Origin of the sequence: Archangium violaceum Cb vi76, assembly GCF_000733295.1 — a bacterium.
Classification (GTDB): Bacteria; Myxococcota; Myxococcia; order Myxococcales; family Myxococcaceae; genus Archangium; species Archangium violaceum.
In genome coordinates this window covers 56,402-77,926 of the sequence record NZ_JPMI01000367.1, presented here as the reverse complement: position 1 = coordinate 77,926, position 21,525 = coordinate 56,402, and the positions used below count along the sequence as shown (strand labels likewise).

The 21,525-nt window shown below is 67.3% G+C and carries 22 protein-coding genes; 9 read left to right on the top strand and 13 right to left on the bottom strand.

Annotated features, from left to right (window positions below):
* Positions 1–36 precede the first annotated feature (36 nt).
* The 3 genes from Q664_RS45790 (at position 37) to Q664_RS45785 (ending at position 2,382) form a co-directional block, all read left to right on the top strand.
* The gene (locus Q664_RS45790; RefSeq protein ID WP_043411913.1) at positions 37–1,143 is read left to right on the top strand and encodes a glycoside hydrolase family 3 N-terminal domain-containing protein; all 1,107 of its coding nucleotides are present in this window, start codon (positions 37–39) and stop codon (positions 1,141–1,143) included.
* Between the two features lie 55 nt (positions 1,144–1,198).
* Complete coding sequence (locus tag Q664_RS58580) at positions 1,199–1,447, top strand: hypothetical protein (RefSeq protein ID WP_152622738.1); 249 nt, start codon at positions 1,199–1,201, stop codon at positions 1,445–1,447.
* An 83-nt stretch (positions 1,448–1,530) separates the two neighbouring features.
* The gene (locus Q664_RS45785; protein ID WP_052519534.1) at positions 1,531–2,382 is read left to right on the top strand and encodes a DUF3396 domain-containing protein; all 852 of its coding nucleotides are present in this window, start codon (positions 1,531–1,533) and stop codon (positions 2,380–2,382) included.
* A gap of 15 nt (positions 2,383–2,397) precedes the next feature.
* Here the strand turns inward: Q664_RS45785 and Q664_RS45780 are convergent, their stop codons facing one another.
* Entirely contained in the window at positions 2,398–4,026 is a 1,629-nt protein-coding gene (locus Q664_RS45780; RefSeq protein ID WP_043411909.1) for a sigma-54-dependent Fis family transcriptional regulator, read from the bottom strand.
* A gap of 138 nt (positions 4,027–4,164) precedes the next feature.
* Here Q664_RS45780 and Q664_RS45775 point away from each other — a divergent pair, with 138 nt between their 5' ends.
* Positions 4,165–4,626: a hypothetical protein gene (locus Q664_RS45775; protein ID WP_043411907.1), complete on the top strand. Its 462-nt coding sequence runs from the start codon at positions 4,165–4,167 to the stop codon at positions 4,624–4,626.
* Positions 4,627–4,656: 30 nt separating this feature from the next.
* On the opposite strand, the gene Q664_RS45770 is transcribed toward Q664_RS45775, so the two are convergent.
* Together Q664_RS45770 and Q664_RS45765 are read right to left on the bottom strand one after the other, a co-directional pair.
* A complete protein-coding gene (locus Q664_RS45770; RefSeq protein ID WP_043411905.1) occupies positions 4,657–5,781 on the bottom strand; it encodes a hypothetical protein in 1,125 nt (374 codons plus the stop codon).
* A 12-nt stretch (positions 5,782–5,793) separates the two neighbouring features.
* A complete protein-coding gene (locus tag Q664_RS45765) occupies positions 5,794–6,663 on the bottom strand; it encodes a hypothetical protein (protein WP_152622737.1) in 870 nt (289 codons plus the stop codon).
* Between the two features lie 103 nt (positions 6,664–6,766).
* On the opposite strand from Q664_RS45765, the gene Q664_RS45760 reads away from it, so the two are divergent.
* Complete coding sequence (locus Q664_RS45760) at positions 6,767–7,255, top strand: MarR family winged helix-turn-helix transcriptional regulator (RefSeq protein WP_052519519.1); 489 nt, start codon at positions 6,767–6,769, stop codon at positions 7,253–7,255.
* Between the two features lies 1 nt (position 7,256).
* On the opposite strand, the gene Q664_RS45755 is transcribed toward Q664_RS45760, so the two are convergent.
* The 4 genes from Q664_RS45755 to Q664_RS45740 all read right to left on the bottom strand — a co-directional run bounded on the left by Q664_RS45755 (position 7,257) and on the right by Q664_RS45740 (position 10,650).
* Positions 7,257–7,697: a type III secretion system chaperone gene (locus Q664_RS45755; RefSeq protein ID WP_198956272.1), complete on the bottom strand. Its 441-nt coding sequence runs from the start codon at positions 7,695–7,697 to the stop codon at positions 7,257–7,259.
* 77 nt (positions 7,698–7,774) lie between these two features.
* Positions 7,775–8,722 (bottom strand): hypothetical protein, encoded by a 948-nt coding sequence (locus Q664_RS45750; protein ID WP_043411898.1) that lies wholly within the window; start codon positions 8,720–8,722, stop codon positions 7,775–7,777.
* Between the two features lie 132 nt (positions 8,723–8,854).
* Entirely contained in the window at positions 8,855–9,625 is a 771-nt protein-coding gene (locus tag Q664_RS62805) for a peptidoglycan recognition protein family protein (protein ID WP_043411896.1), read from the bottom strand.
* A 134-nt stretch (positions 9,626–9,759) separates the two neighbouring features.
* A complete protein-coding gene (locus Q664_RS45740; protein ID WP_052519518.1) occupies positions 9,760–10,650 on the bottom strand; it encodes an HAD family hydrolase in 891 nt (296 codons plus the stop codon).
* Between the two features lie 258 nt (positions 10,651–10,908).
* On the opposite strand from Q664_RS45740, the gene tmk reads away from it, so the two are divergent.
* The 4 genes from tmk (at position 10,909) to Q664_RS45720 (ending at position 15,309) form a co-directional block, all read left to right on the top strand.
* A complete protein-coding gene (gene tmk, locus Q664_RS45735) occupies positions 10,909–11,610 on the top strand; it encodes a dTMP kinase (protein WP_063934881.1) in 702 nt (233 codons plus the stop codon).
* 523 nt (positions 11,611–12,133) lie between these two features.
* On the top strand, positions 12,134–12,775 hold the full coding sequence (locus Q664_RS53650; protein ID WP_052519517.1) for a TetR/AcrR family transcriptional regulator: 642 nt from the start codon (positions 12,134–12,136) through the stop codon (positions 12,773–12,775).
* A gap of 46 nt (positions 12,776–12,821) precedes the next feature.
* The gene (locus Q664_RS45725; protein WP_043411894.1) at positions 12,822–14,036 is read left to right on the top strand and encodes a cytochrome P450; all 1,215 of its coding nucleotides are present in this window, start codon (positions 12,822–12,824) and stop codon (positions 14,034–14,036) included.
* Positions 14,037–14,061: 25 nt separating this feature from the next.
* Positions 14,062–15,309: a cytochrome P450 family protein gene (locus Q664_RS45720; protein WP_052519516.1), complete on the top strand. Its 1,248-nt coding sequence runs from the start codon at positions 14,062–14,064 to the stop codon at positions 15,307–15,309.
* 839 nt (positions 15,310–16,148) lie between these two features.
* On the opposite strand, the gene Q664_RS45715 is transcribed toward Q664_RS45720, so the two are convergent.
* The 6 genes from Q664_RS45715 to Q664_RS45690 form a co-directional block, all read right to left on the bottom strand.
* Positions 16,149–17,105 (bottom strand): hypothetical protein, encoded by a 957-nt coding sequence (locus Q664_RS45715; protein WP_152622736.1) that lies wholly within the window; start codon positions 17,103–17,105, stop codon positions 16,149–16,151.
* Positions 17,106–17,110: 5 nt separating this feature from the next.
* Positions 17,111–17,842, bottom strand: coding sequence for a YaaW family protein (locus Q664_RS45710; RefSeq protein WP_043411889.1), 732 nt, complete (start codon positions 17,840–17,842; stop codon positions 17,111–17,113).
* Positions 17,843–17,920: 78 nt separating this feature from the next.
* Positions 17,921–18,127: an HTTM domain-containing protein gene (locus Q664_RS45705; RefSeq protein WP_043411887.1), complete on the bottom strand. Its 207-nt coding sequence runs from the start codon at positions 18,125–18,127 to the stop codon at positions 17,921–17,923.
* Between the two features lie 102 nt (positions 18,128–18,229).
* Positions 18,230–18,790 (bottom strand): pyridoxamine 5'-phosphate oxidase family protein, encoded by a 561-nt coding sequence (locus Q664_RS45700; protein WP_043411883.1) that lies wholly within the window; start codon positions 18,788–18,790, stop codon positions 18,230–18,232.
* Positions 18,791–18,839: 49 nt separating this feature from the next.
* The gene (locus Q664_RS45695) at positions 18,840–19,124 is read right to left on the bottom strand and encodes a hypothetical protein (RefSeq protein ID WP_043411880.1); all 285 of its coding nucleotides are present in this window, start codon (positions 19,122–19,124) and stop codon (positions 18,840–18,842) included.
* 106 nt (positions 19,125–19,230) lie between these two features.
* A complete protein-coding gene (locus tag Q664_RS45690; RefSeq protein ID WP_152622734.1) occupies positions 19,231–21,198 on the bottom strand; it encodes a DUF7151 family protein in 1,968 nt (655 codons plus the stop codon).
* Positions 21,199–21,525: the final 327 nt, after the last annotated feature.

The following is a 21,525-nucleotide window of genomic DNA, read 5'->3' as shown; positions in this document are numbered from 1 at the left end:
GGCCAACCGGCCCCCTCCATGGAAGACTGCGCCGCCATGCGAGCCTTGCTCCGTTCATCGCTCATCGCCCTGACGCTCGTGCTGTCCACCGCCGCCGGTGCAACCCCGCCGGCCGGCAAGCCCAAGGCCTTCCACGCCCGCGTCCCCGAGGAGGCTCGCGTGGAGCGCGTCCTCCAATCCCTGTCCCCGCGCGAGAAGGTGGGACAGTTGCTCCTCGCCTACCCGCAGATCGGCAAGGAGAACCCCGTGGAGGTGGGTGGGGTGCTCTTCGTGGGCGGGACGCTCAAGAAGCTCGACGCGGCGAAGGAGCGCATCCGCTCCTCCAGCGCGCGGGCGAAGATTCCTCCCTTCTTCGCGGTGGACATCGAAGGGGGTGGCTTCAACCGGCTCAAGGCGCACCCCTCGCTCAAGGAGCTCCCGCTGGCCCGGGACATGGCCACCCTGGCGGACGCCGAGGTGGAGGCGTGGGGCGTGCGCGTCGGCAAGGCGATGCGCGAGGTGGGGCTCAACATGAATCTCGCGCCCGTGTTCGATGTGTCCCCCAAGGGCCACATGTTCCGCAACGGCCGCGCGTTCTCCGGAGACCCCGAGGTGGTGAAGCAGAAGGCCACCGCCTTCGCGCGCGGCCTGGCGAAGGCCGGCGTCGTCTCCATCGGCAAGCACTTCCCGGGCTATGGGGACATCGACGCGGACTCGGACCACGAGCAGGCCGTCGCCGACTGGGACGAGGAGCGCGTGCGCCTGGAGGCCGCCGCGTTCCGTGCCGCGGACAAGTACCTGGGCGGGGTGATGCTGTCGAACGTCGTGTACGCGAAGCTCGGAGCGGGGCCCGCGATCCTCGAGCCCGCGCTCGTGTCCATGGCGCACGAGAACGGGTGGATCTCCGTCACCGACGACGTGGCCATCCGCGCGCTCGCCGAGCGCATTGGCGCCGAGCGCGAGGAGGTGGTGCGCCGGGCCTTCCTCGCGGGCAATGATCTCATCCTCACCACCGAGCCGCCGGACTGGTCGGGCGGCCTGGACTACTTCGGCATCCTGACGAAGCTGGCCGGGTCGGACCCGAAGGTCGCCGAGCAGCTGGACGCGGCGGTGCGGCGCGTGCTGCGCATCAAGGACCGGATGGGCCTGCTGGACGGGATGTAGCGAGCACTCCGGATTCTTGAGCCCGAGAAGGGTTCGGACTGAAGTGTCTGCGTCCATGGCACTGAATCCGAACCCGGTAGCGCCTCACCAGAACGCCCGTTGGCGGCTCGCGCGCCTGCTGCTGACCAGCGTCCTGCTCGGCGCCTGCGCCACCAGCCCCGGGCATCCTGGCCCTGCAACTCGCGGAGACTTGCGGCTCGACACGGAGACCGCCGCCCGCGCGCGCTACGCGGGCCTCGCGCGCGGTACGGGCACCACGGTCTCTGGCAAGGCCTTCATGCTCACACCAAGAGGGTTCTTTTGATGAAGGAGCACATTCCCCATATCCGAGTGCGGGCGAACAATGGGTTCCTGGTGGCTCGTGACGGCCTCATTCTCAGCTTCTTCATGCGCCGCTCCCATCAGGAGGTTGCCCCCCTTGTTTGGAGGGCCCTGCAGACGTATCTCGATGCCATCCCGCCTGGGGCTTTGAGCGGGTACGTCGCTTGCGAAGGGGGACTCCTGCCTCTCGATGATGAGGGCTGGGAAGACATCCGTCAGGACATGCTCGAACGCCCCTGTCCAGTCTCTCGCAGCGTCTATCTGCGGGAGCACATCGATCAGGTGGGCAGCTACAACTTCGAGTACTACGGCCGCCGGCTCGATGCGCCCATATTCGCCCGCGACGAGTACTCCACCAGCGCCGTGAGCTTTACCCTTCCCACGGGGTACCTGATGGAGCACGGCCCCGCCCGCATTCGCGCCCTCGCTCTTGAGCTCGCTCGCGAGCTGCCCTTCAGCTTCGGCTACGCCAGCCCCGTTCTCGTCGCGCCCAACTATTGGTGGTACGCGGCTCGCGGCGCGGTTCGAGCACTGCGAGACCGCTACCCGGGATTGGATGTCTACGACCTTGAGGAGACCAGCCGGCGCCTCGGAAGCCGTGCCCGAGGCGTCTATTGGCTCACCTTCCTCGGTCAACCCCTGCTCGGCCATCTCGGCGGGCTCGAGAGTCTGCGGCAGCGGCTTCCCTTCTCAGAGATGTCCTTCCAGGCCCTGGATGGCGAGCGTGCACTGCTCTCCCTCAGCGAATGGCCCGACGCCATCGACACAGAGCAGGAGCCCATTCCACCCCAGTTCCCCGCCCTCGCCCGGCTGCTCGAGCCTTTCATGTACGAGCAGGAGGTCTCCGGCTGGTTCTTCCACGACGACCAGGAAGGACTGGAGGACATGCGCCGGTGGATCCGCCGCTTCTGTCCCTGAGCCGCGCTCCCTGGCTCACCGCTTCCGTCGGCGTGTCTCCCGCTCGTAGCTCTTGAGCTTGCGGTACAGCGTGGTCGCGCCAATACCCAGTTCCTGCGCGGTGCGCGTCCGGTTGCCTCCGTTGTGCGCGAGCACCGCGAGGATGTACTCGCGCTCCACCGCCTCCAGCGTGCGCACCTCTCCCGTCAGCGCCGGCATCGGCAACGCCGCCCGCACATCCTCCGGCAGGTCCTCCAGCTCCACCCGCACACCCCGCGAGAGCGCCACCACCCGCTCCATCGCGTTGCGCAGCTCGCGCACGTTTCCCGGCCAGTCGTAGCGCTGGAGCTGATCCGCCACCTCCGCCTCCAACCCTGGCGCCGCTCGCCCCAACTGCCTCGCCGCGTCCACCAGGAACACCCGCGCCAGCGGCAGGATGTCCTCACGCCGCTCCCGCAGCGGAGGCACCGTCAGCTCCACCACGCGCAACCGGTAGTACAGGTCCTTGCGGAAACGGCCCGCCGCCACCTCCTCGGCCAGCGGCCGGTTCGTCGCCGCCACCACCCGCACGTCGATGGGCCGGTTCGTGTTCTCCCCCACCCGCCTCACCTCGCGCTCCTGCAAAGCCCGCAGCAGCTTCGCCTGCATGCCTGGCGGCATCTCCCCCATCTCATCCAGGAAGAGCGTCCCGCCCGCCGCAGCCTCCAGCAGCCCCACCCGCTCGTGCGTCGCCCCCGTGAAGGCTCCTCGCGCATGGCCGAACAGCTCCGCCTCCAGCAGCGACTCGGTGAGCGCCGCGCAACTGATGGCCACCAGCGGCCCTCCCGCTCGCGCCGACTCCTCGTGCACCAGCCTCGCCACGCGCTCCTTCCCCGTGCCGCTCTCCCCGATGATGAGCACCGTCGCCTCGCTCCTCGCCGCCCGCTGGGCCAGGTCCACCACCCGTCTCATCCCCGGGCTGCGTGCCACCAGCCCTCCCGGCCCCTCCGGCTCGCCCACCACCTGCTCCAGTGCCCTCGCCCGCTCGCGCAGCTTGCGCTCCGTGCGCTTGAGGGCACTCGCCACCTGGTGCAGCGAGGCATCGAGTACCTCTCCCTGGAAGTACGGCAGGTGCTCCTCCAGCTGGCTCCCCCACTCCTCCAGCGTCCGGCCCGCGAAGTGGCAGGCCGCATCCCCCCTCGCCACGCACCGGTCCTCCAGCACGTAGAGGGGCCGGCCCGCCGCCCGGCTCATGTAGCCACTGGCGAAGCCACACTGCGTCCAGCACGAGGGCGCCTCCGCCCGTCCCAGGTGCAGCAGGTGCTGCTCCGCTTCGTACGAGTACTCGACCGTGGCTCCCCGGGGCGCCAGCGGATTGTCTTCCCCCGGCCGGATACGGATGAGCCCCTGCAGCGTGTGGAGGAGCCCCCCGGCCATCTGCCACTCGGCCTCGCTGCTCCACCGGTAGCCCGTGCGCAGCGCCTCCGCCATGCGCCAGCCGTGGGCGAAGCCGAAGCGCGTCAGCACCGCCCTCGCTCCCGCGAGGCCCAGCATCTCCACCAACTGCTTGCGCAGCATCCCCATCGCCACCGCGTCCAGGATGAGCGCCCGTTCTCCCGCGAAGCGCACGCCCTCCCGCGGATCCACCTCCAGCAACGTCTCGATGCGCAGCTCCCCGGCTCGCATGGGTGACCCTTTCATTCTGGAAGAAGGGTCATTCGTTTCGACCGGTGCGTCCAGCCCCACCTTTTCCAAGCCCTCGGACGTCCTGGACCCATGGAATGGCCCGGGGTTTGCTGTGTTCTCGGGACGCCAGGAGGACCCATGTCGTTCAAACGAGAGACGCTGGAGGACGGCGCGGTACGGCTGTCGAGCGAGCGGTGCAGCTTCACCTACCTGCGACCGCGCCCGGGCGTGGTGTTCATGCGCATCGTCGGGACCGACAAGGGCGAGTTCGGCACCGCCCCCATGGACGAGCTGCGCGAGGACATCAGCCGATACAGCCCCATCGAGCTGTTCATCGAGATGGATGAGATCACCGGCGCCAACCTGCCCGTGCAGGAGGCGTGGACCGCGTGGTTCAGCACGCACCGCCCGGCCCTCAAGAGCGTGAGCATCCTCACGCGCAACAAGTTCATGCACTTCACCGCCGAGGTGGTGAAGTTCTTCTCCCGCACCGGCGAGCTCATCCGCGTCTACCTCGAGCCTCGGCCCTTCGAGGAGGCGCTCGAGCGCGCGGCACCCGACTTCCCGGGGCTCGACGCCGCCCGGAAGCTCGGCCCCTAGTCAGCCCCTCCGGAGTCAGGCCCTCCGGAGTCAGGCCACACGGCCCCGCATCACATCCACCAGCCACTGCCAGTAGGGCGTCAGGGGATAGCGGAAGGAGACCAGCGCGCCCACCAGCGCCCATCCCCAGGCCGCCCACCAGAGGCGCGGAGCGGGTGGCGCCGAGGCGGGCCGCTCGGCCGCGAGCACCAGGGCGGGCACCACCAGCGGCAGCACGTGCCAGTAGCCGTGCGAGCGGTCCATGAGAGCCACCATCGCCCCCGCGAGCACGCTGAGCGCCGACCACACGTACCGGTAACGGACCAGGTACCCGGCAACACCGAGCGCCAGGAGGATGAAGGCGGGCGGCGAGGACTTGCCGCGCAGCAGGTGGGAGAAGTGCACGGGGTTGTCGGCGGGGATGGTCTCCAGCGTGCCGGAGAGGGCCGCCGCGCTGGCCGCCGCGGTGAGGACGAGGCCCACCGCCACGGCCCCCGACGCGAGCGCCCTGCCCCGCCCGGCGCGCCACGCCGCGAGCAGCGCCCAGAGTCCCACGGGCGCGAACACCAGCGCGCGGAAGTGCACGGCCGCGCAGAGGCCCAGCAGCACCACCGCGGTGGCGGGCCTCTGCTCGCGGAGCGCCAGGAGCGCCGCGGTGCCCACGAGCACATAGGCCACGTCGTAGAAACCATTCGCCCCCGAGCCCACCAGCCCGGGCCACAGGAGCAGCGCGCCTCCAGCCAGTGCCCACCGTCCATGCGGCCGCAGCAGCACGAGGCCCAGGAGCCCGGCCGCCAGCGCCACCGCGAGCCACTGGAGCGTCATCAACCGGTGCGCCGTCGTGGGCGCGAGGTACCCCGCCCGCTCCAGCCAGCCTGGCGGCCAGTGCAGGAGCATCCCGAGCGGCGGGTACGGCGCGGTCCGGTCAGGGAACAGCCCCTCGTGCTCGGGACAGGGGAACAGGCCACGCGCGGCCTCGCCATACGGCTGCCGGTAGATGGCGAAACCCCGCTCCACGAGCGCCTGCGACTCGGCCATGTGCCGCAGGTGGTCCGTGTAGTGACTCGAGAGGTCCCCGCCCGGTGAGGCCAGGAGCGCCTGCGCGCCCAGCAGCCCCAGCACGAGCAGGGCCACGAGGGCGGTACCGCGGGAGGGCCTGGGCAGCGAGCGCGCCATGGCCCCTCCCTATCAGAAGGCGCAGAAGTACGGGGCCTCGGAGTCCTGGTTGAGCAGCTCCGCCTTGTCGCCGCGCCGCACGGCCACCGTGAAGAGGTGCCCCTCGTAGCGCCGGGTGCCGAGCACCACCACCACCGGCCCCTCCTTGCCCAGCTGGAAGGCCGCTTCCGGGCGAGGCACGCCCACCTCGTCCTTGTCGTAGAGGTTCAGCGGCGACCGCTCGCTGCCCTCCATCTCGCCCTTGGACATGGAGTCCGTCCCCACCTTCTTGCCCCCGAGCAGCACGGTGAGCTGCCCGCGCAGCTTGCCCGTCTTCGTCAGCAGGAAGCCGAGCCCCCCGGCCTCGTAGGCCCGGAGCTCCTTGCTCGCCGCCTTCTTGCCCTTCGGCAGCGGGGCGCCCAGCGAATTCGCGGGGACTTCCTTCACCGGCAGGGACTCGAGCCCCTCGCTGTCTCCGGGCGGGAGCACCCACACGGGGCCCTCGGGCAGCGGCTTCGCGGAGGAGAAGCCGGCGAAGGTGGCCGTGTTCCCGTCACACCCGTAGGACTCATCCGAGGTGCCCAGATAGGTGCCCTCGCCCGGCCCGGCCGAGGAGACGAGCCGCACCTTCGTGCCCTCGGGTACGGACTTCCACATATCCGTGAAGAGCACCACCTGGGCCTTCGGGTGCCTGGGCGTCCAGTACGCCCGGCTCTGCTCCACATCGGGCTTCACCGTGGCGAAGCCCAGCCACCCGGGCAGCCCCTGCCAACGCGGCTCCGGCAAGGAGGCCGGGGCCTTGGCGCCCTGGGCCGCCGCCGGTGCCTGCGCCCGAGGCTCCGGAGCCTGGCTCCCATCCGCGAGCGCCACCACCACGAGAACGACGAGAGAGAAGGTATTCATAGGGGCCAGCAGCCTAGCCGCCCCAAGCGCCGATATGCCCGGGCTTCCCGCGCGTTACCGCCGCGACCCCCTATCGGGCCGGAGGGGGACAGGAGACATGTCCATGTCGGAGCTGACGTCCGAGGTGCGCGTGGTGGTCGCGCGGTTGAGGAATCTCTTCGTCGACATGGCCCGGCAGGGGGCCTTCGCCAACCCGCTGGACGAGCTTCCCCACGCGGAGCTCGAGCCCCGGCAGATGCAGGCGCTCTGGTGGTTGCGAGCCGAGAGCTTCCTCTCCGTCAACGGACTGGCCGAGCGCATGGGCATGGCGATGCCGCCCATGACGCGCCTGCTGGACCGGTTGGAGGAGCTGGAGCTCATCACGCGGCATCGGGGCATGCGCGCGGACAAGCGGCAGGTGGCGGTGCGGCTCACCGCCAGGGGCGGCGCGGTGGCCGACGAGGCCGACGCCGTGGTGCAGGAGCGTCTGGCCCGGCTGCTCCTCCCCATGGAGGGAGAGGAGCGCAGCGTGTTGCTGGATGCGCTGGAGCACTGGGTGCAGGCCCTGGCCCTGGCCCGCACCTCGGGAGACGACAGCCGCACCGCGGCGTGACTCAGCGCTTCTCCAGCTCCTCGGGGTGGAAGACGCGCGAGGCCACCCGGTCCAACACCTCGTCACCCCAGACGACGCTCGCCTTCGCCAGCCGCTTCATGTCCTTGGCGAAGGCGTTGCCGTCCGGCACCTGCGTGTAGTCGCGGCTCAGGAAGAGGCCCCGGTTCTCCCGCTCGTAGTCCACGGTACCGCCACCGGTGTCCGTGCCCTCACGGGCCTCCGCCTGGAAGCCCTCCAGCACGCCCGGCTTGGGCGGCTCCTTGAAGCGGTAGACGAGCGCGCTGCACTCCAGCGTCTTCGTGTCCTCGTGGTACTCGAAGTACACCTGCGCCGGGCCCACGGTGATGCCACCGAAGCCCTGCGCGTTGAGGCCCTCGCTCAGCACCGCGCCCTGTGAGCGCGCGTACCAGCGCAACAGCTCCCGCGCCAGCTCGCGCGTCATCTCGCCCCCGCTCGGAGGCGGAGGCGGGGCCATTCCCACCGCGGACAGAATCCACTGCAGCATGGCGCGGGGCTCCGTCAGTTGAACTGGCCGGCGCGGGCCTGGTCGAAGGGCACGCGCTGCGGCAGGTACGCATCCCCCAGCCCGTGCGCGCCATTGATGCCCGAGCCGTGCTCGAAGCGGTGGATGACCGCGCCCCTGCCGCCGTTGCGCGCCCACTCGTCCACGCCCGAGCCGTTGCCCTGGCCGAACCACGTGGGGACGAGGTCCTTGTTGTTGACGTAGTGCACGTACTGGGGGCCGTCCGGGAAGTTCGCCGCCGCGCCGCCGAAGGTCTCCACCTTCACCTTGCTCAGCAGCTTCTCCACGTCCGCCTTGGACATCCCATCTTCGATGCGCAGCCGGTTGGCCACGTCATTGAGGGCGCGGCTCGTCACCAGGGCGCCCTGGCTGTGGGCGAACAGGTGCACGTCTCGCCCCGCCTTCAGCTCCGAGTAGACGGTGTCCGCCATGGAGTCCACGGCCGGGTTGTGGCCCTTGTCCAGCTTGTCCTTCACGCACTGGGCGAGGTCCGCCACCATGCCCTCGGTGGAGTTGTGGATACCGACGACCTTGGCCCCGGTCCGGTCGGCGATCGCCTGCATGCTGTTGAACTGCTGGTCCTTCGTGTTGGAGATGCCGTTGACGTAGATGAACGTCTCGGAGGGGTTGGGGTTGTTGCGCGGGGTGACGCCCGGGACGTCGCTCAGCGAGGTGCCCGGCGGGAACGTCTGGCCGCCCGCGCCCACCAGGTGCCCGTCGAACGCGCGGTCCGGCTTCGAGCCACCGAAGAACTGGTTGTTCAGCTCACGGGCCTTGCTCGTGGCCTTGTCCTCGAAGCCGTCGACGAACTGGCCCACGCGCTGAGCGCCCTCGGTCACCTTGTCGGTCACCGTGTTCGCCACCTGCTGCGTCTTCTCAACGGCATTCTGCGCGCCAGTGCGCACGGTGTTGATGAGGTTACGGCCGCGGTCGATGATGCTCATGGGGGGCTCCAGCGGTAGGGCTCGGGAAAATCCGTTGAGGGATTATCGCGATCAGCGGGCGGAAGTTGCGTCCCACTCTCCGTGCGGGCTCCCACACCCCGAGTCCGGCCCCAGTCCCCATGACGCCCCGCGTCACACGGCCGCGTCGACGGCGCGGCGGACGCGGGCCCAGTCGAAGTTGTCGGCCGGGTCCGTCTTGCGGCCCGGGGCCACGTCCCGGTGCCCGAGGATGTTCTCCTTCGGCACCCAATACCGCCGGGCCAGGTACGGCACGAGCTGCTCCAGCGCCCGGTACTGCGCCTCGGTGAAGGGCGTCTGGCCGGTGCCGTCGTTGGTGATTTCGATGCCGATGGAACGCGTGTTGACGCTGGGCTCGGTGTCGCCGTGCAGCGAGGAACGGCCCGCGTGCCAGGCGGCCATGCTGTCCGGCACGAGCTGGTAGACGGTGCCATCCGGCCCCACCAGGTAGTGCGCGCTCACCCGGTTGTTGCCGCGCACCCAGCGCAGCGTGGCCAGGTCTATCCGCGCGCTGTTGGTGGCGGTGTGGTGCAGGACGATGGCGTCGATGGGCACGCCCCGGCGAGACTCCTGGTTTCGCGAGGGCTTGGAGACAATGGGGGGCTTCTTCACGGGCACCAGCGCCTTGAGGAGCGCGGCGCGCGTCCGGGGCCCGTACTCACCGTCCTGGGTGAGCCGCCACTCCCGCTGGAAGCGCATGAGGGCCTGCTTCGTCTTCGGCCCGAAGTCCCCGTCCGCCTTGCCGCTCAGGTACCCGAGCTGGATCAACACGGCCTGGAGCCGCTGCACGTCCGGGCCCTTGCTGCCCTCGGACAGCGGGCCCTCGGGGAGGGAGGAAGAGGAGCTGCCAGAAGCGCCCAGAGCGGAGGCATTCGACGTGGCCATACCCGGGATTATCGCCCCGGCCTGACCCCGCCGCGCCTCGGGGCCGGGCCGAGCCTCCGGTAGCCAACACCCGGAAGAGTTCGTGACGGATAGGCCCCACGCATTGTCTCCACGTCAACGAAGGGCCCTGAACTTCACGCCCGCGCTGAAGCGCTGTCGATGATCTGGAGAATCTGCTCGAAGTTGGAGATCCGGTGCGTCGGATGCGCATTCTTACGAGCATCGCCATCAAGGATGCTCGCAGCATGGCGCTTCGTGATGGCCGGAGCCGAGATGATTTCGAGCCGCTCCTTGTACTCCAAAGAGATGTAGGTGCCGTATTCGGCCCAGCAGTCCACTGCACCCACCTCCCGAGCCACGGCCACGTCCTTCTTGAGCGCGTCACCCACAACGAGCGTCTCCGTCGGCGAGACCCCCATCTCCTCACAGATGCGCCGCAAACCAAGCGGATTTGGCTTCTCGTAGTCTCGAGGCAGCTCTGTTACCCGACATGCGGCCCGGTACTCGCCCTGCTGCTCTTTTTTCTCAATGCGCGGAGAGATCTTCTTCTCTCCGCCATCGCTTTTCGGGAACTCGAATCCCGGCAGGCAGTAGATGGCGTCCAGATACTGATCGAGCTTGAGCATCTTCGCCCGAAGTTCCACGGGATTGCGCGGTGCGTCCGTAAGCGCCACCACGGGGATACCCTGCTGTTTCAACTTCTCAAGCGTGTCGATAACGCCCGGGTAGGGCTGGAGGTACTTCTTACGGGCGTCCTTGAAAGCGGTACGTGCGGGCTCGATGATCAGTTTGTCGAACGAGCCGAACTCGGGGAACGCCTCGAAGATCTCCGACTCCTGGAGGACGAACGGATACTCGTTCGATTCGTACTTCGCGTAGACCTTCTTGAGTGCCTGCACAATCTTGATGCGCGGCCAATCGGTCGAACGCTCCACTGAGCCGACCAGCGCCTCCACCGCCGGAACGATGTAGTCAATCCACGAATACAGCGTTCCGTCCATGTCCGTGACGACCAGCCGAATCATGAGGTGCGCTCCAGGGAGACCGCAAAGGGACCCGGACGATCTACACCCCTGCAGAGAACACGCAACGACCCTGACGCTGGGAGGCCTCTCACACGACCCCACCCCATTCCGAGAAGGAACGGTAAGCGCGCCCATCCTCGTACAGTGCCGCAGCGCTTATAGGTGCACGAAGAGCGGGGGACCGCTAGCGGTTGGTGCTGGTGGTGCTTACTCCTACCTGATCTTTGACTCCACCGGGATCCCTGGGAGGATGCCCCCGTGCAAAAGCGTCACCTGAAGAAGGGTTTGCTCCTCGTCATCGAGGGCATTGATGGGGCGGGAAAGACCACTCAGGCCGAGCGCCTGCACAAGATCCTTGCCGAAGATGGCTGGGACGTCATCCGCAGTAAGGAACCCACGGATGGGAAGTGGGGGCGCAAGCTGCGTGAATCGGCCACCACGGGTCGGCTCTCACCTGAAGATGAACTCGAACTCTTCATGCGAGACCGCAAGGAACACGTCAAGACGCTGCTCAATCCCGCGCTGGAGCAGGGCAAGATCGTCATCGTGGATCGCTACTACTTCTCCACGGCTGCTTATCAAGGGGCTCGGGGATTCGATCCTGAAGAGATCCTCCGGAAGAACGAAGAGTTCGCTCCGCCACCAAACCTGCTGGTGTTCCTTGATGTGGAGCCAGAAGAAGGAGTGCGGCGCATCCGCAAGCGTGGAGACCGAGAAAACCTCTTTGAAGAGAGGGACACCCTCGCCGCAGTGGCAAAAGTCTTCCGCAGCATCAAGCGGCCTTACCTACACCCCGTGAACGGCATGTTACCGCCCGACGACATCACCCACGGGCTGATTGAAAAGCTCTATGCAGGACCTCTCTCCTCGGCGCATCCACAGGAATTTGATGCACCGACATCTGGAGACCTCTGGATGGAGCAGTTCGCACTCGTCGGCACGAAGGGCCATAAGCGGTAGCCCCATGCCATCAGGAGTGAGCCTCGGGCTCGCGTGTTGAACCCCGAGAAGCACGACCCAAGCCAGTTCGGAATCAGTTCTCTCAGGGGTGCTCCTGTAGGAAATGGGAGCACCTTCCAGAGCGAGGCATGCCGATTGGTCCGACTATTGGGATCAATTGCCCCCGCTCGTAGCCAAAACCAGGGCAGGCCCTCTGCACAGCGGCTCCCTGTCCCGACAACCCGTCCAACGCCCGAACCACGGAGTATTTGACGCGCTTGGCCAACAACCAAGCCTGCGGCAACACCCGTGTGTGCAGCGCGTAGCGGCTAATGGGACTGGCATCGAAGCCACGGCCCTTGGAACACGCCGTCAGCTCTCAAGGTAGCCCCCCTCCGGTTAGTGCCGAGCCTCCGGTAGCCACCACCTCTCGCCCCAGAGGGAAGGACTGTTGCCTCCCGAACGTCCCAAGGAGGCCTTGCCTGCTCTCCTGCCTCTTCCGCTTGAACTGGACTTTCATGTTTTTGTATATTGGTTCAACTTCATGAACGCGCGCTCAACCACCCCCCGCGGCAAGCCCCAGTCCATGCGGATGCGGATGAAGGAGGAGGCGCGGGCCGCCATCCTCGACGCCGCCGAGCAGGTGCTGAGCGAGCAGGGCCAGGCCGCGCGCATGGACGACATCGCCGCGCGCGTGGGCGTCTCCGTGGGGACGCTCTACAACTACTTCGAGGACCGGCAGCAGCTCCTGGCGGCCCTGCGCGACACGCGTGGGCGCGAGCTGCTCGCCCTGCTCGACGCGGAGCTGGAGCGCAGCCTTCAAAACCCCTACCGCGCGCGGCTGCACGGGTTCCTGCGCTGCATCCTGGAACACTCCCAGACGCACTTCCGGCTCCTCTCCCTCCTGTTGGAGGACTCGCTGCGGCGCGATGCCTCGCGGGAAGAGGACCTGGATCGCCACCTGGAGATGTGGCGCGAGGTCTCCCTGCGCCTCGAGCACCTCGGCGAGCAAGGCATCCAGGAAGGTGCCTTGCGGCCCGAGGATGCCCCCCACTACCCCGGGCTGTTGCTGGACATGATGTATGGCCTCGTCGTGCGCCAGCTCCTCGCGAAACAGCCCTCGCCCACCGAGGCGCTGCTCGCGCCGCTGCTGCGGTGCTTCCTGGAAGGCGCCGCCCCGCGCTGAGCCCTCACTCCTGTCACCGCTGTCGTTCCCACCAAGGAGCCACACCATGAGCCTGTTGGACACGTTTGACGTCCTCAACCCCGAGGTCATCAACAACCCGTACCCCTACTTCGCCGAGCTGCGAGAGAAGGCGCCCCTCTTCTGGCTCAAGAGCCTCCAGGCCCACGTCGTCAGCCGCTACGAGGACGTGACGTACATCCTGAAGAACCCCGCCCTGTTCTCCTCCGTGGACATCCGCGTCAACGGCCAGCTGGCCAAGGAGACCTCCCCCCTGGATGGCTCGGTGGCCAACCTGGTCAACTCGGATCCGCCCATCCACACGCGGCTGCGCGGCCTGGTCAGCCGGGCCTTCCTCCCCAAGCGCATCGCCGAGATGGAGCCCCGCGTGCTCGAGCTGTCCCGGGGGCTCATCGCGGAGATGACCGCCCGTGACGAGTTCGACTTCATGGACGGACTGGCCTCGCCCCTGCCCGTCACCGTCATCTCGGAGATGCTCGGCATCGAGGTGTCCCGGCGCCGCGACTTCAAGCGCTGGAGCGACTCGCTCATCCAATCCGGCGCGCAGACCCTGCGCGATGGCAAGCCCCCGGAAGAGGCCATCCGCAACACCAAGGAGATGAGCGACTACATGTCGGAGATCGCCGAGAAGCGCCGCCTCGAGCCCAAGGGCGACCTCATCTCCCTGCTCGTCCAGAGCAGTGACGGCGTCGAGGCCCTGACGCCCCAGGAGGTGAACTCCTTCGCCATCATCCTGCTCATCGCCGGCAACGAGACGACCACGAACCTGCTGGGCAACAGCCTGGTCTCCCTCATCCGCAACCCGGAGCAGTACGAGTGGCTGCGGCGCAACCCCACGCGCGAGGCCTGCGCCCGGGTGTCCGAGGAGACGCTGCGCTACGACTCGCCCGTGATGGGGCTGATGCGCCGCGCCACGCAGGACGTGGAGCTGAGCGGCGGGAAGGTGCCCGAGGGGTCCACGGTGGTGGCGATGCTGGCGTCCGCCAACCATGATCCGCGCAAGTTCTCCAACCCCGAGCGCTTCGACCCCGAGCGAGAGACGAACGGCCTGATGTCGTTCGGCCACGGCATCCACTTCTGCCTGGGTGCTCCGCTGACGCGGCTGGAGGCCCCCGTGGCGCTCAAGGATCTGATGGAGCGCGCCCCGCGGCTGGGCTTCGCCTCGCGCCAGCCCGAGCGCATCGACTACGGTGGCTCGTTCTTCCTGCGTGGGCCCCGCTCGCTCTGGCTGCGCAAGAACTGAGGCATCCACTCCCGGGAGACGACCGATGACCCCTGAAATCAACCTCAAGACCCCGGAGCTCCGGGCCAACCCGTACCCCACCTACGCCCGCTTGCGGAAGGAGTCACCGGTCGTTCTCTACAAACACCCCATCTTCGGGAAGACCTACTACCTCACGCGCTACAACGACATCGTGAGCTCCTTCACGGACCCACGGCTCGCCAACGACCGCCGCAACGTCCTGGAGGGCAAGGATCCCATGGACCGCTGGTGGGTGCCCAAGCTGTTCCGGATCCTCCAGAACAACATGCTCTCCAAAGACGCGCCGGATCACCGCCGCCTGCGGGATCTGGTGCACAAGGGCTTCACCCCCCGGCGGATCGAGGAGATGAAGCAGGCGGTGGAGAAGATCGTCGGCGAGCTGCTCGACGCGGCCCAGAAGAAGCCGACCGTCGATCTGCTCGCCGACTTCGCGCTCCCCCTGCCGCTGACGGTCATCTCGGAGATGATGGGCGTTCCCGAGGAGGATCGGCTGACGTTCCACCGGCAGATGGGCGGCCTGCTGGACAACCTCGGCACCCCCTCGGGGTTCCTGCTCCAGACGCCCAACGCCTTCAACATGATGCGCTTCTTCCGCAAGCTCATCCGCCTGCGCCAGACGGAGCCCCGGGATGACCTGCTCACGGCGCTCGTGCAGGCGGAGGAGCAGGGAGAGCGTCTCAGCGAGGACGAGCTCATCTCCATGATCTTCCTGCTGCTGCTGGCGGGACATGAGACCACGGTCAACCTGATTGGCAATGGAACGCTGGCGCTCCTGCAGCACCCGGAGCAGCTCCAGAAGCTGCGCGAGAATCCCGAGTTGATCGGCTCCGCGGTCGAGGAGCTGCTGCGCTACGGCAACCCCGTCGACCAGCCCTCGCCCCGCTACGCCCGGGAGGACATCCAGCTGGACGGGCACGTGATTCCCCGGGGAGCCACGGTGCTGCCCCTGCTGGCCTCGGCGAACCGGGATGAGTCGGTGTTCGAGAACCCGGACACGCTCGACATCACCCGCAAGCCCAACCGCCACGTGGCCTTTGGAATGGGCGTGCACTACTGCCTGGGGGCGCCGCTGGCGCGGCTGGAGGGAACCATCGCGCTCCAGCATCTGGTGCGGCGCTTCCCGGAAATGAAGCTCGCCGTGCCCGCGGAGAAGCTGCGCTGGCGCGGCTCCATCGGGCTGCGGGGACTCAAGGCCCTGCCGCTGATCCTGTCGCCGTCCGGAGCCCAGACCGCCGTGCGCGAGGCCGCCTAGCCGCGTACCCACGCTGGATCGCGGAGCGGCGGGTTCGATTCCCGCCGCCTCTTGAAAGTAGCCCGCCACTCTGAGCCAAGCCCACTCCTACCGAGGAGGCGCGGATCGCCTGGGAGACCAAACAGGTTCTTGGCGGAGGGCTGGAACCGAGGGGTCGCGGAGGGCTGCTGCCGAGTGTCACGCGAGCTGTGCGCCGTGCTGGTGGAGAGGCAGTGCAGCCCCTTTGGGCACACGCTGACCCAGGCGGCTCCCCCCCCAGCAGGGGCAGTGGGCGTCTGGGGCACAGTGACTGCTCACCCCAGGCCTTCGAGCGCGGTTGCCTGGTGGGCGTACCGCCCCACCACTGGAAATCCGTCAGCCCTCTCGACCGCATACGGGAAGATCGTGGAGTTCCAGGGCGGAGATCAGTCGTGTTTGCCCACGTGCTTCGGCCCGTGTTCGGGACATTCCCATGCCATGGCGCACGAACATGGAACCTTATTGGCACGAGGACAGCATCGGCCAATGTCATAGTTCGCCCTGCGCATCGGCAAACTATATGCTCTTCCCACTGAATGCTCGACGGCAGCAGGCAGTTCGCGAAGTGGGTCGTTGGCTCGTGGAAAAGCATGACCCTTGAGTGTCCTCGCAGGGGAATGTCCACAACATCCTTTGGCCAAGCATTTTCGGCATAACCTGCGACCACACCCCTCGCACGAGCTGAACGCGGGCTCATTGGGTCCGGTGTACCAGCCACAGCCCTCGCAGCACTCGACCGGTGTATGATTCATACGGATGACAGTATCGGGTTTGGGACGAAGTCGGCGAAGCCGGAGAGGGCCGCGGCTGAGGACAGGTGCCTAGTGCCTTGCCGCCTCGCGGCCCATGGCCGAGCCGGGCAATAGAATCAGTACGCGTTCACTTTCATCCCCTGCTCCGATTGACTCCCACTCCTTCCAGGAGAGGCCATGCCGGATGCAATGCTCAAGCTGGGTGTCGAGCGTCACGAGTCCCTCCGCCTCCATGCGTGCGGAGCCGAGTGCATCGCGAACCGAGGCTTGCGCTGCGGGAGCCAGCGTGAGCAGCTCCGGATGTTTGTCGAGCTGACGGAGAGGCGCCCGCAGCACCTCGGTGAACTGCTCCACCTCTTTCTTCACAGGCAGGAAATGCTCTCGGGCCTGTTGGGGTCCATCGAGCAATGCATCGCAGCGCGCCCGAGCAAGGCCGCTCTGCGCCAGACCCATCAAATGGGCCATGTAGGCTCCTGCGTGCGCATGGACCCGTTTCGCGCTGCTGGCCGCAGTCAACAGTGCGCGATGGTGAGAACAGGCTGCCGTGAACGCATGTCGCAACTGCGTCAATTGCTCCAGCCGACCGGACCGTTCCGCCCAACGCGCTGATTCGATCGCCGCCGCGGAGCGCGCGAAGATCTCGGCATCCGCGCGCCGATCCAGCCAGGACACCTCCACCTTCAATTCGGCGAGTCGATTCAGTGCTTCATCCAATCGTTCCTGGATGCAGCCGAGTTTGCGATACAGCAGCGCGAAACCGATCGCCGTCAGCCCCAACTGAAGAGTGGAAAGTCCGATGGCGCTGGTGGTGGGCACGCCAGCCTGATCCATTGCCCCCTGCAGGGTCCGCTGTGCGGCTTGCACGGGCTGGGCCTCCAGCGCTTTCTGGAGCCCACCTGACTCACGCAGCCACATGACGACGGCTCCATCCGGGCGCTGGATGACCCCGCCCCGTCGAATCAGTTCTCCCTTCTTCAATCCTTCCAGGATCCGTCCAGGGACCTCGAAGGCAACGGAAATGGTCAAGTGGGTCACAGGGCCACCTTGTAGGCCTGCTTCTGGCGCAAAAACGCCACGTGGCACACGCAAGGCAAGGTCACCCGGAACGCCGGGCCCGCGATGTCGATCGCCGTCCACAGCCCCGTGAGCACCCAGCCGATGGGGCCCGCGGCCATTCCCAGCACGCGCATGAGTGCCGCATTGGCACCCACGGACAGCCCCCGGCCAAGAACCGCGCGAGCCACCGCATTGGCGACAATGGCGGCCAACCGGTAGGCCATGAAGCCCGACAGACGCACTCCGCCTTGCAGGATCAGTATGCTCAGTGGGACGGTGGCGCCCTTGTCCCCCACGGCCCGTCCGGCCTCGGCGAATTCTTCATCCAGCCGCTGCCGCTCCTCGGGGGACATCTTTTCCAACATGTCTTCGAGGACCTTGGTGAGGATGCCGCTTTCCATCTCCTCGACAGTGTCGTCCTCCGACACCTGGACCTTCAGTCGCTCGGCGACGTCCGTGACAACCTCCCGATAGGGGACGCCGTCTTCACGGAACATGTTGGCGAAGGTGTTGCCGCCGAATGTCTTGATCTCGTAGACGATCTCCGAGACGTATGTGGACGGAGCCCCAGGCCGGGCTTCGTAGCCTGGGGATGTCGTAAGATCATTGGTCGAGGCGTTCAGGATATAGTCAACGAGTGGCTGGAGATCTTCATCGCCGCACTGATTGAGCAGCGGAGTGAGATCGTGGTCGGTCGCAACCCCCATTACGGGCCTCCGATAGCGCCATCCATCCGTGGCGCGCCGGGAGGTTCTATGCCACCTTGCCCGTACCGTCTCTACCTCTCAAGGGGGATTGACCTCGCGGAAGGGCAGTACCCAGCAGAGGAGGTCGCCCCACGTCCCCACCGCCGCGAGGTCCACCGTCGGGTCCACGAGCCGCTGACGCGGCCAGCCATGAAGGCTCACGAAGACGTCCGCCCGCACCTTCACTCCCAGGTGTCCCTGCTCGGCGAAGTGGCGCGCCAGATAGTGCGCGAACGTCAGCAGCATGTATCGAAACCCTCCCGGGTGAGGTCCCCGGGCAGACGGGCAGGGCGGAAGCGGGAGCAGCGTGCCCGCCGCGGGCCAGGGCCGCGTGCCCATTCCCTGACGTCAGGTCCCCTCGTCGAAGAGGCCGGTCGGCAGCCCGTCGAGGCTGCGCGTGTTCTTCTGGCGCCGGTAGGCGTCGAGTCCCTCCGGGCCCTTGGCCTCGGCCCACTTCGTGAGCGTGGGGCGCTCGCCTTCGTATTCGTAGAGCGGCACGCCGTAGCCGCACGAGGTCTGCACGAGCTCGATGTCGAGCAGGATGAGCTGCCGCGCACCGAGTGGCTCCACGCCGCCGAAGTCCGAGGCGAGCAGCCGCGTGTATTCCTCACCGCCGCGGCGCAGGGCCCGGCCGCGGCCGTAGAGGCGCAGAATCATGGGCGGCCCCTCGAAGGCGCAGAACATGAGGGTCAGCCGCCCGTCCGCGAGCAGGTGCGCGGCCGTCTCGTTGCCGCTGCCGGTGAGGTCGAGGTACGCGACTGCCCTGTCTCCGAGCACCCGGAGTGCGTCGAGCCCCTTGGGTGAGAGATTCACGTGTCCGGTGGGCGCGGCGGACGCGGTGAAGAACACCCGCTGGCGCTGGATGAACTCACGGTGGGCGGGCTCGAGCCGGGGAAACTGTTTCGCCATGTGGGACGGACCTCCACCGGCAGGCTAATCCATCCGCCCGCGTCATGGCTCAGGGGATGACGCGGCGGCCCACCTTCTTGGCGAGTTTGGCGCGCAGGTATTTCATGAAGGAGGCGAGCGCCACGCCTCGGGTCCACACCAGCAGGTGGAAATGGTTGGACGCGAAGATGAGCCGAGGAGTGAGGCCCTGGAGCGCTGGCGTGGCGGCCAGCCCGACGTGCGCCTGCTCGGTGATTGGGAGGCGGCTTTCATCCTCGCCATTCCGGTTCTCATCGGCCTTGCGATGAGCGCGTTGGGGCTGCGCCGGAAGGACAGGCCGCGCTCCCCGTCGCATGAATGAAGAAGGGGCCCTCTGCCCAGCGCCGCCGGACGCAGCCGGCGGCGTGCACGAGCACCGCCACCGGCGCCAGGCCTCTGGGCGGTGGCCGCCGCACAGCGGTTCAGGGACAGCTGGACGGCTCGAGGTTGCCGCTGATGGTGGTGCTGAAGAGGTGGGCCGCCACCTGCGTGCGCAGCGCCATGGCCAGGCACGTGGGCAGCTTCGTGTTGTTCGTGAGGGTCAAGCTCTCCACCCACGACAGCGCGGACAGGTCCAGCGAGGCGAGCTCGGGATTGCCCGAGACCTTCACCGTGTATGCGGTGACGAGATTGGAGAGGCCCCTCAGCTGGCTCAGCTTCGGATTGTCGTTCACCTCCAGCCACAGGAGGCTCCGCAGGTCCGACAAGCCTCCGGCATAGGTCAGATTGGCGTTGCGCTCGAGAACGACGCCGTTCGCACTGCGCAAGGTGAGAAAACGCGGATTGCTCAGCAACAGGTTGTCCGTCAGGACGAGCCATCCTCCGATGGACACCAGCTTCTCGAGGTACTGCAATCCGTAGATGGCGTCATTGTCGATGAAGCGGAAGCTCCCCCCCACGTGCTCCAGGGCGTCCAGGTGGAGCTGATCCAGGAACTGGAACCCTTCCAGATGAAGGTCCCCTTGCACGAGGCGCAGCGTCTCCAGACCCTGCAGCCAGTACAGGACGGGATTGCCTCTCAGGACCAGGCTGCCCGGCAACGAGGTCAACCCATGCACACGGAAGTGCTCGAGCTTGGGATTGTCCTGGACGGTGATGCCTCCACCCATGACCGCCAGCTGCGTGGCAAACTCCGCAAGCTCGGGGTTCTGGAGCACCGTGAGCTGTCCGAGAATGGACCGGGGTCCACTGAAACCAATCGAGGCCCACCCGGAGTGGTGGAGTGAGGCGTTGTTCTTCACGGTCAGGTTTCCACCGATGTGCCGCACCGACGCCAAACCCCAGAGCTCCGTCAGCGACGCGTTATCCTCCACCACGACGTGGCCGGAGATGTCCGTCAGGTCGCTCACACTGAACGAGACGAGGCGGGCGTTCCGGGTGATGATGACGTCTCCCTTGATCGGCCCCCCCGCCAGATCGACGTACTTCAGCAGGGGATTATCCAGAACAACGACGCCTCCGTTCACGTACTCGAGGCCGGACGAGAACCGCTTGAGCAACGGATTGTTCTGGATGACCAGGCCGCGAACGGTCTTGAGCAGCGGCAGATCGATCTGCTCCGCCGAGCTCGCCTCGATGCGCAGCAGCCCCATGATGTGGCCCACGCGCGCGAGCGCCACCACATCCGCCGCGTTACGGATCGTGTATTCACCGTAATAGGTCCAGTAATCCGGGCGGGCACGGCAGAGCGTGAGCGTCTTCTCCACCTCGGAAGCCTCGAGGAAACCATTCGCGTTGTCATCGCGTCCGGCGAACACCCGGGAGCCTCCGTCGGCGCACTCCGTACCGGCCGCGATGGCCTCGGTCCTGGTCAACACGGGGTGCTCGGGCTCGCCACACACGTACGAGGTCGACTCCACCTCGTCGTCCGACAGCACCCCGTCCCGGTTGGCGTCCGCTCCCGCCTGGATGGCCACGCCGCCCTCGGCACAGTGGGCCCCCGGGGGCTCGTTCCTCTCGCGGGTCCGCACCGCCAGGGGCGCCTCGGGCTCGGTCTGGCACCCGTAGAAGGAGCGCGTCACCTCCGCGTCCTCCAGCACGCCGTTGCCGTTGGTGTCGGCGCCCGCGCGCACGAGCACGCCCCCGGCGGTGCAATTCGCACCGGGTGCCTCGGGCGTCTGGGTCAGGAGCACCACGGGCTCGCCGGGTGGAGGCGCTTCGCTCCGGCAAACATGGTCGACGGCTTCCACTTCCGCGTCGGCCAGTTGCCCATCGCCGTTGCGGTCCGTTCCCCGCCGGATGGCCCGGCCGCCGAGCGCGCACGCCGTTCCGGCGGCTTCCTCCTCGACACGAACGAGCACGGCGGGCGTGGACTTCACGGTCTCACGCGGGACGTCTCCACACGCCAATCCAAGCACCGCCACCAGGCTCCACATTCCTCGATATCGCACGGGCACCCCCAAGGTCTCTCGGGGCCATCGTGCCGCCTCGAGACCGATCCAAGACACGTGAGCATCCCTACCGGCCCAGGCGTGACGGAAGCGTGACGGCTGAAACATCCACCCGAGAGGGTGTCCGGCGGCAGCGTCACGCATCGCGCCCCTCAAGGGCCGAAAGGGTGTCAGAGAATTCGAGTGAAGCGACCCGGCACGACACGCGGCGGAAAAGAGAAGAGCGGAAAGCTGGCCAGGAAATCCCCTCGCATCCACCGTTCGAGTCCTTCGACACCGTCTCTGGACACCGTCTCTGGCTCGGTACACACCTACCCCGTGCTGCTG

Excerpts from the sequence above, each read along its gene's own strand:
- Q664_RS62805 (WP_043411896.1), bottom strand. The coding sequence starts at position 9,625 with ATGGCCACGTCGAATGCCTCCGCTCTGGGCGCTTCTGGCAGCTCCTCT.
- Q664_RS45700 (WP_043411883.1), bottom strand. The coding sequence starts at position 18,790 with ATGGCGAAACAGTTTCCCCGGCTCGAGCCCGCCCACCGTGAGTTCATC.
- Q664_RS45725 (WP_043411894.1), top strand. The coding sequence starts at position 12,822 with ATGAGCCTGTTGGACACGTTTGACGTCCTCAACCCCGAGGTCATCAAC.
- Q664_RS45775 (WP_043411907.1), top strand. The coding sequence starts at position 4,165 with ATGTCGTTCAAACGAGAGACGCTGGAGGACGGCGCGGTACGGCTGTCG.
- Q664_RS45705 (WP_043411887.1), bottom strand. The coding sequence starts at position 18,127 with ATGCTGCTGACGTTCGCGCACTATCTGGCGCGCCACTTCGCCGAGCAG.
- Q664_RS45720 (WP_052519516.1), top strand. The coding sequence starts at position 14,062 with ATGACCCCTGAAATCAACCTCAAGACCCCGGAGCTCCGGGCCAACCCG.
- Q664_RS53650 (WP_052519517.1), top strand. The coding sequence starts at position 12,134 with ATGAACGCGCGCTCAACCACCCCCCGCGGCAAGCCCCAGTCCATGCGG.
- Q664_RS45765 (WP_152622737.1), bottom strand. The coding sequence starts at position 6,663 with ATGAATACCTTCTCTCTCGTCGTTCTCGTGGTGGTGGCGCTCGCGGAT.
- Q664_RS45755 (WP_198956272.1), bottom strand. The coding sequence starts at position 7,697 with ATGACGCGCGAGCTGGCGCGGGAGCTGTTGCGCTGGTACGCGCGCTCA.
- Q664_RS45790 (WP_043411913.1), top strand. The coding sequence starts at position 37 with ATGCGAGCCTTGCTCCGTTCATCGCTCATCGCCCTGACGCTCGTGCTG.
- Q664_RS58580 (WP_152622738.1), top strand. The coding sequence starts at position 1,199 with ATGGCACTGAATCCGAACCCGGTAGCGCCTCACCAGAACGCCCGTTGG.
- Q664_RS45695 (WP_043411880.1), bottom strand. The coding sequence starts at position 19,124 with ATGCGACGGGGAGCGCGGCCTGTCCTTCCGGCGCAGCCCCAACGCGCT.
- Q664_RS45750 (WP_043411898.1), bottom strand. The coding sequence starts at position 8,722 with ATGAGCATCATCGACCGCGGCCGTAACCTCATCAACACCGTGCGCACT.
- Q664_RS45785 (WP_052519534.1), top strand. The coding sequence starts at position 1,531 with ATGCGCCGCTCCCATCAGGAGGTTGCCCCCCTTGTTTGGAGGGCCCTG.
- Q664_RS45780 (WP_043411909.1), bottom strand. The coding sequence starts at position 4,026 with ATGCGAGCCGGGGAGCTGCGCATCGAGACGTTGCTGGAGGTGGATCCG.
- Q664_RS45770 (WP_043411905.1), bottom strand. The coding sequence starts at position 5,781 with ATGGCGCGCTCGCTGCCCAGGCCCTCCCGCGGTACCGCCCTCGTGGCC.
- Q664_RS45740 (WP_052519518.1), bottom strand. The coding sequence starts at position 10,650 with ATGATTCGGCTGGTCGTCACGGACATGGACGGAACGCTGTATTCGTGG.
- Q664_RS45760 (WP_052519519.1), top strand. The coding sequence starts at position 6,767 with ATGTCGGAGCTGACGTCCGAGGTGCGCGTGGTGGTCGCGCGGTTGAGG.
- Q664_RS45710 (WP_043411889.1), bottom strand. The coding sequence starts at position 17,842 with ATGGGGGTTGCGACCGACCACGATCTCACTCCGCTGCTCAATCAGTGC.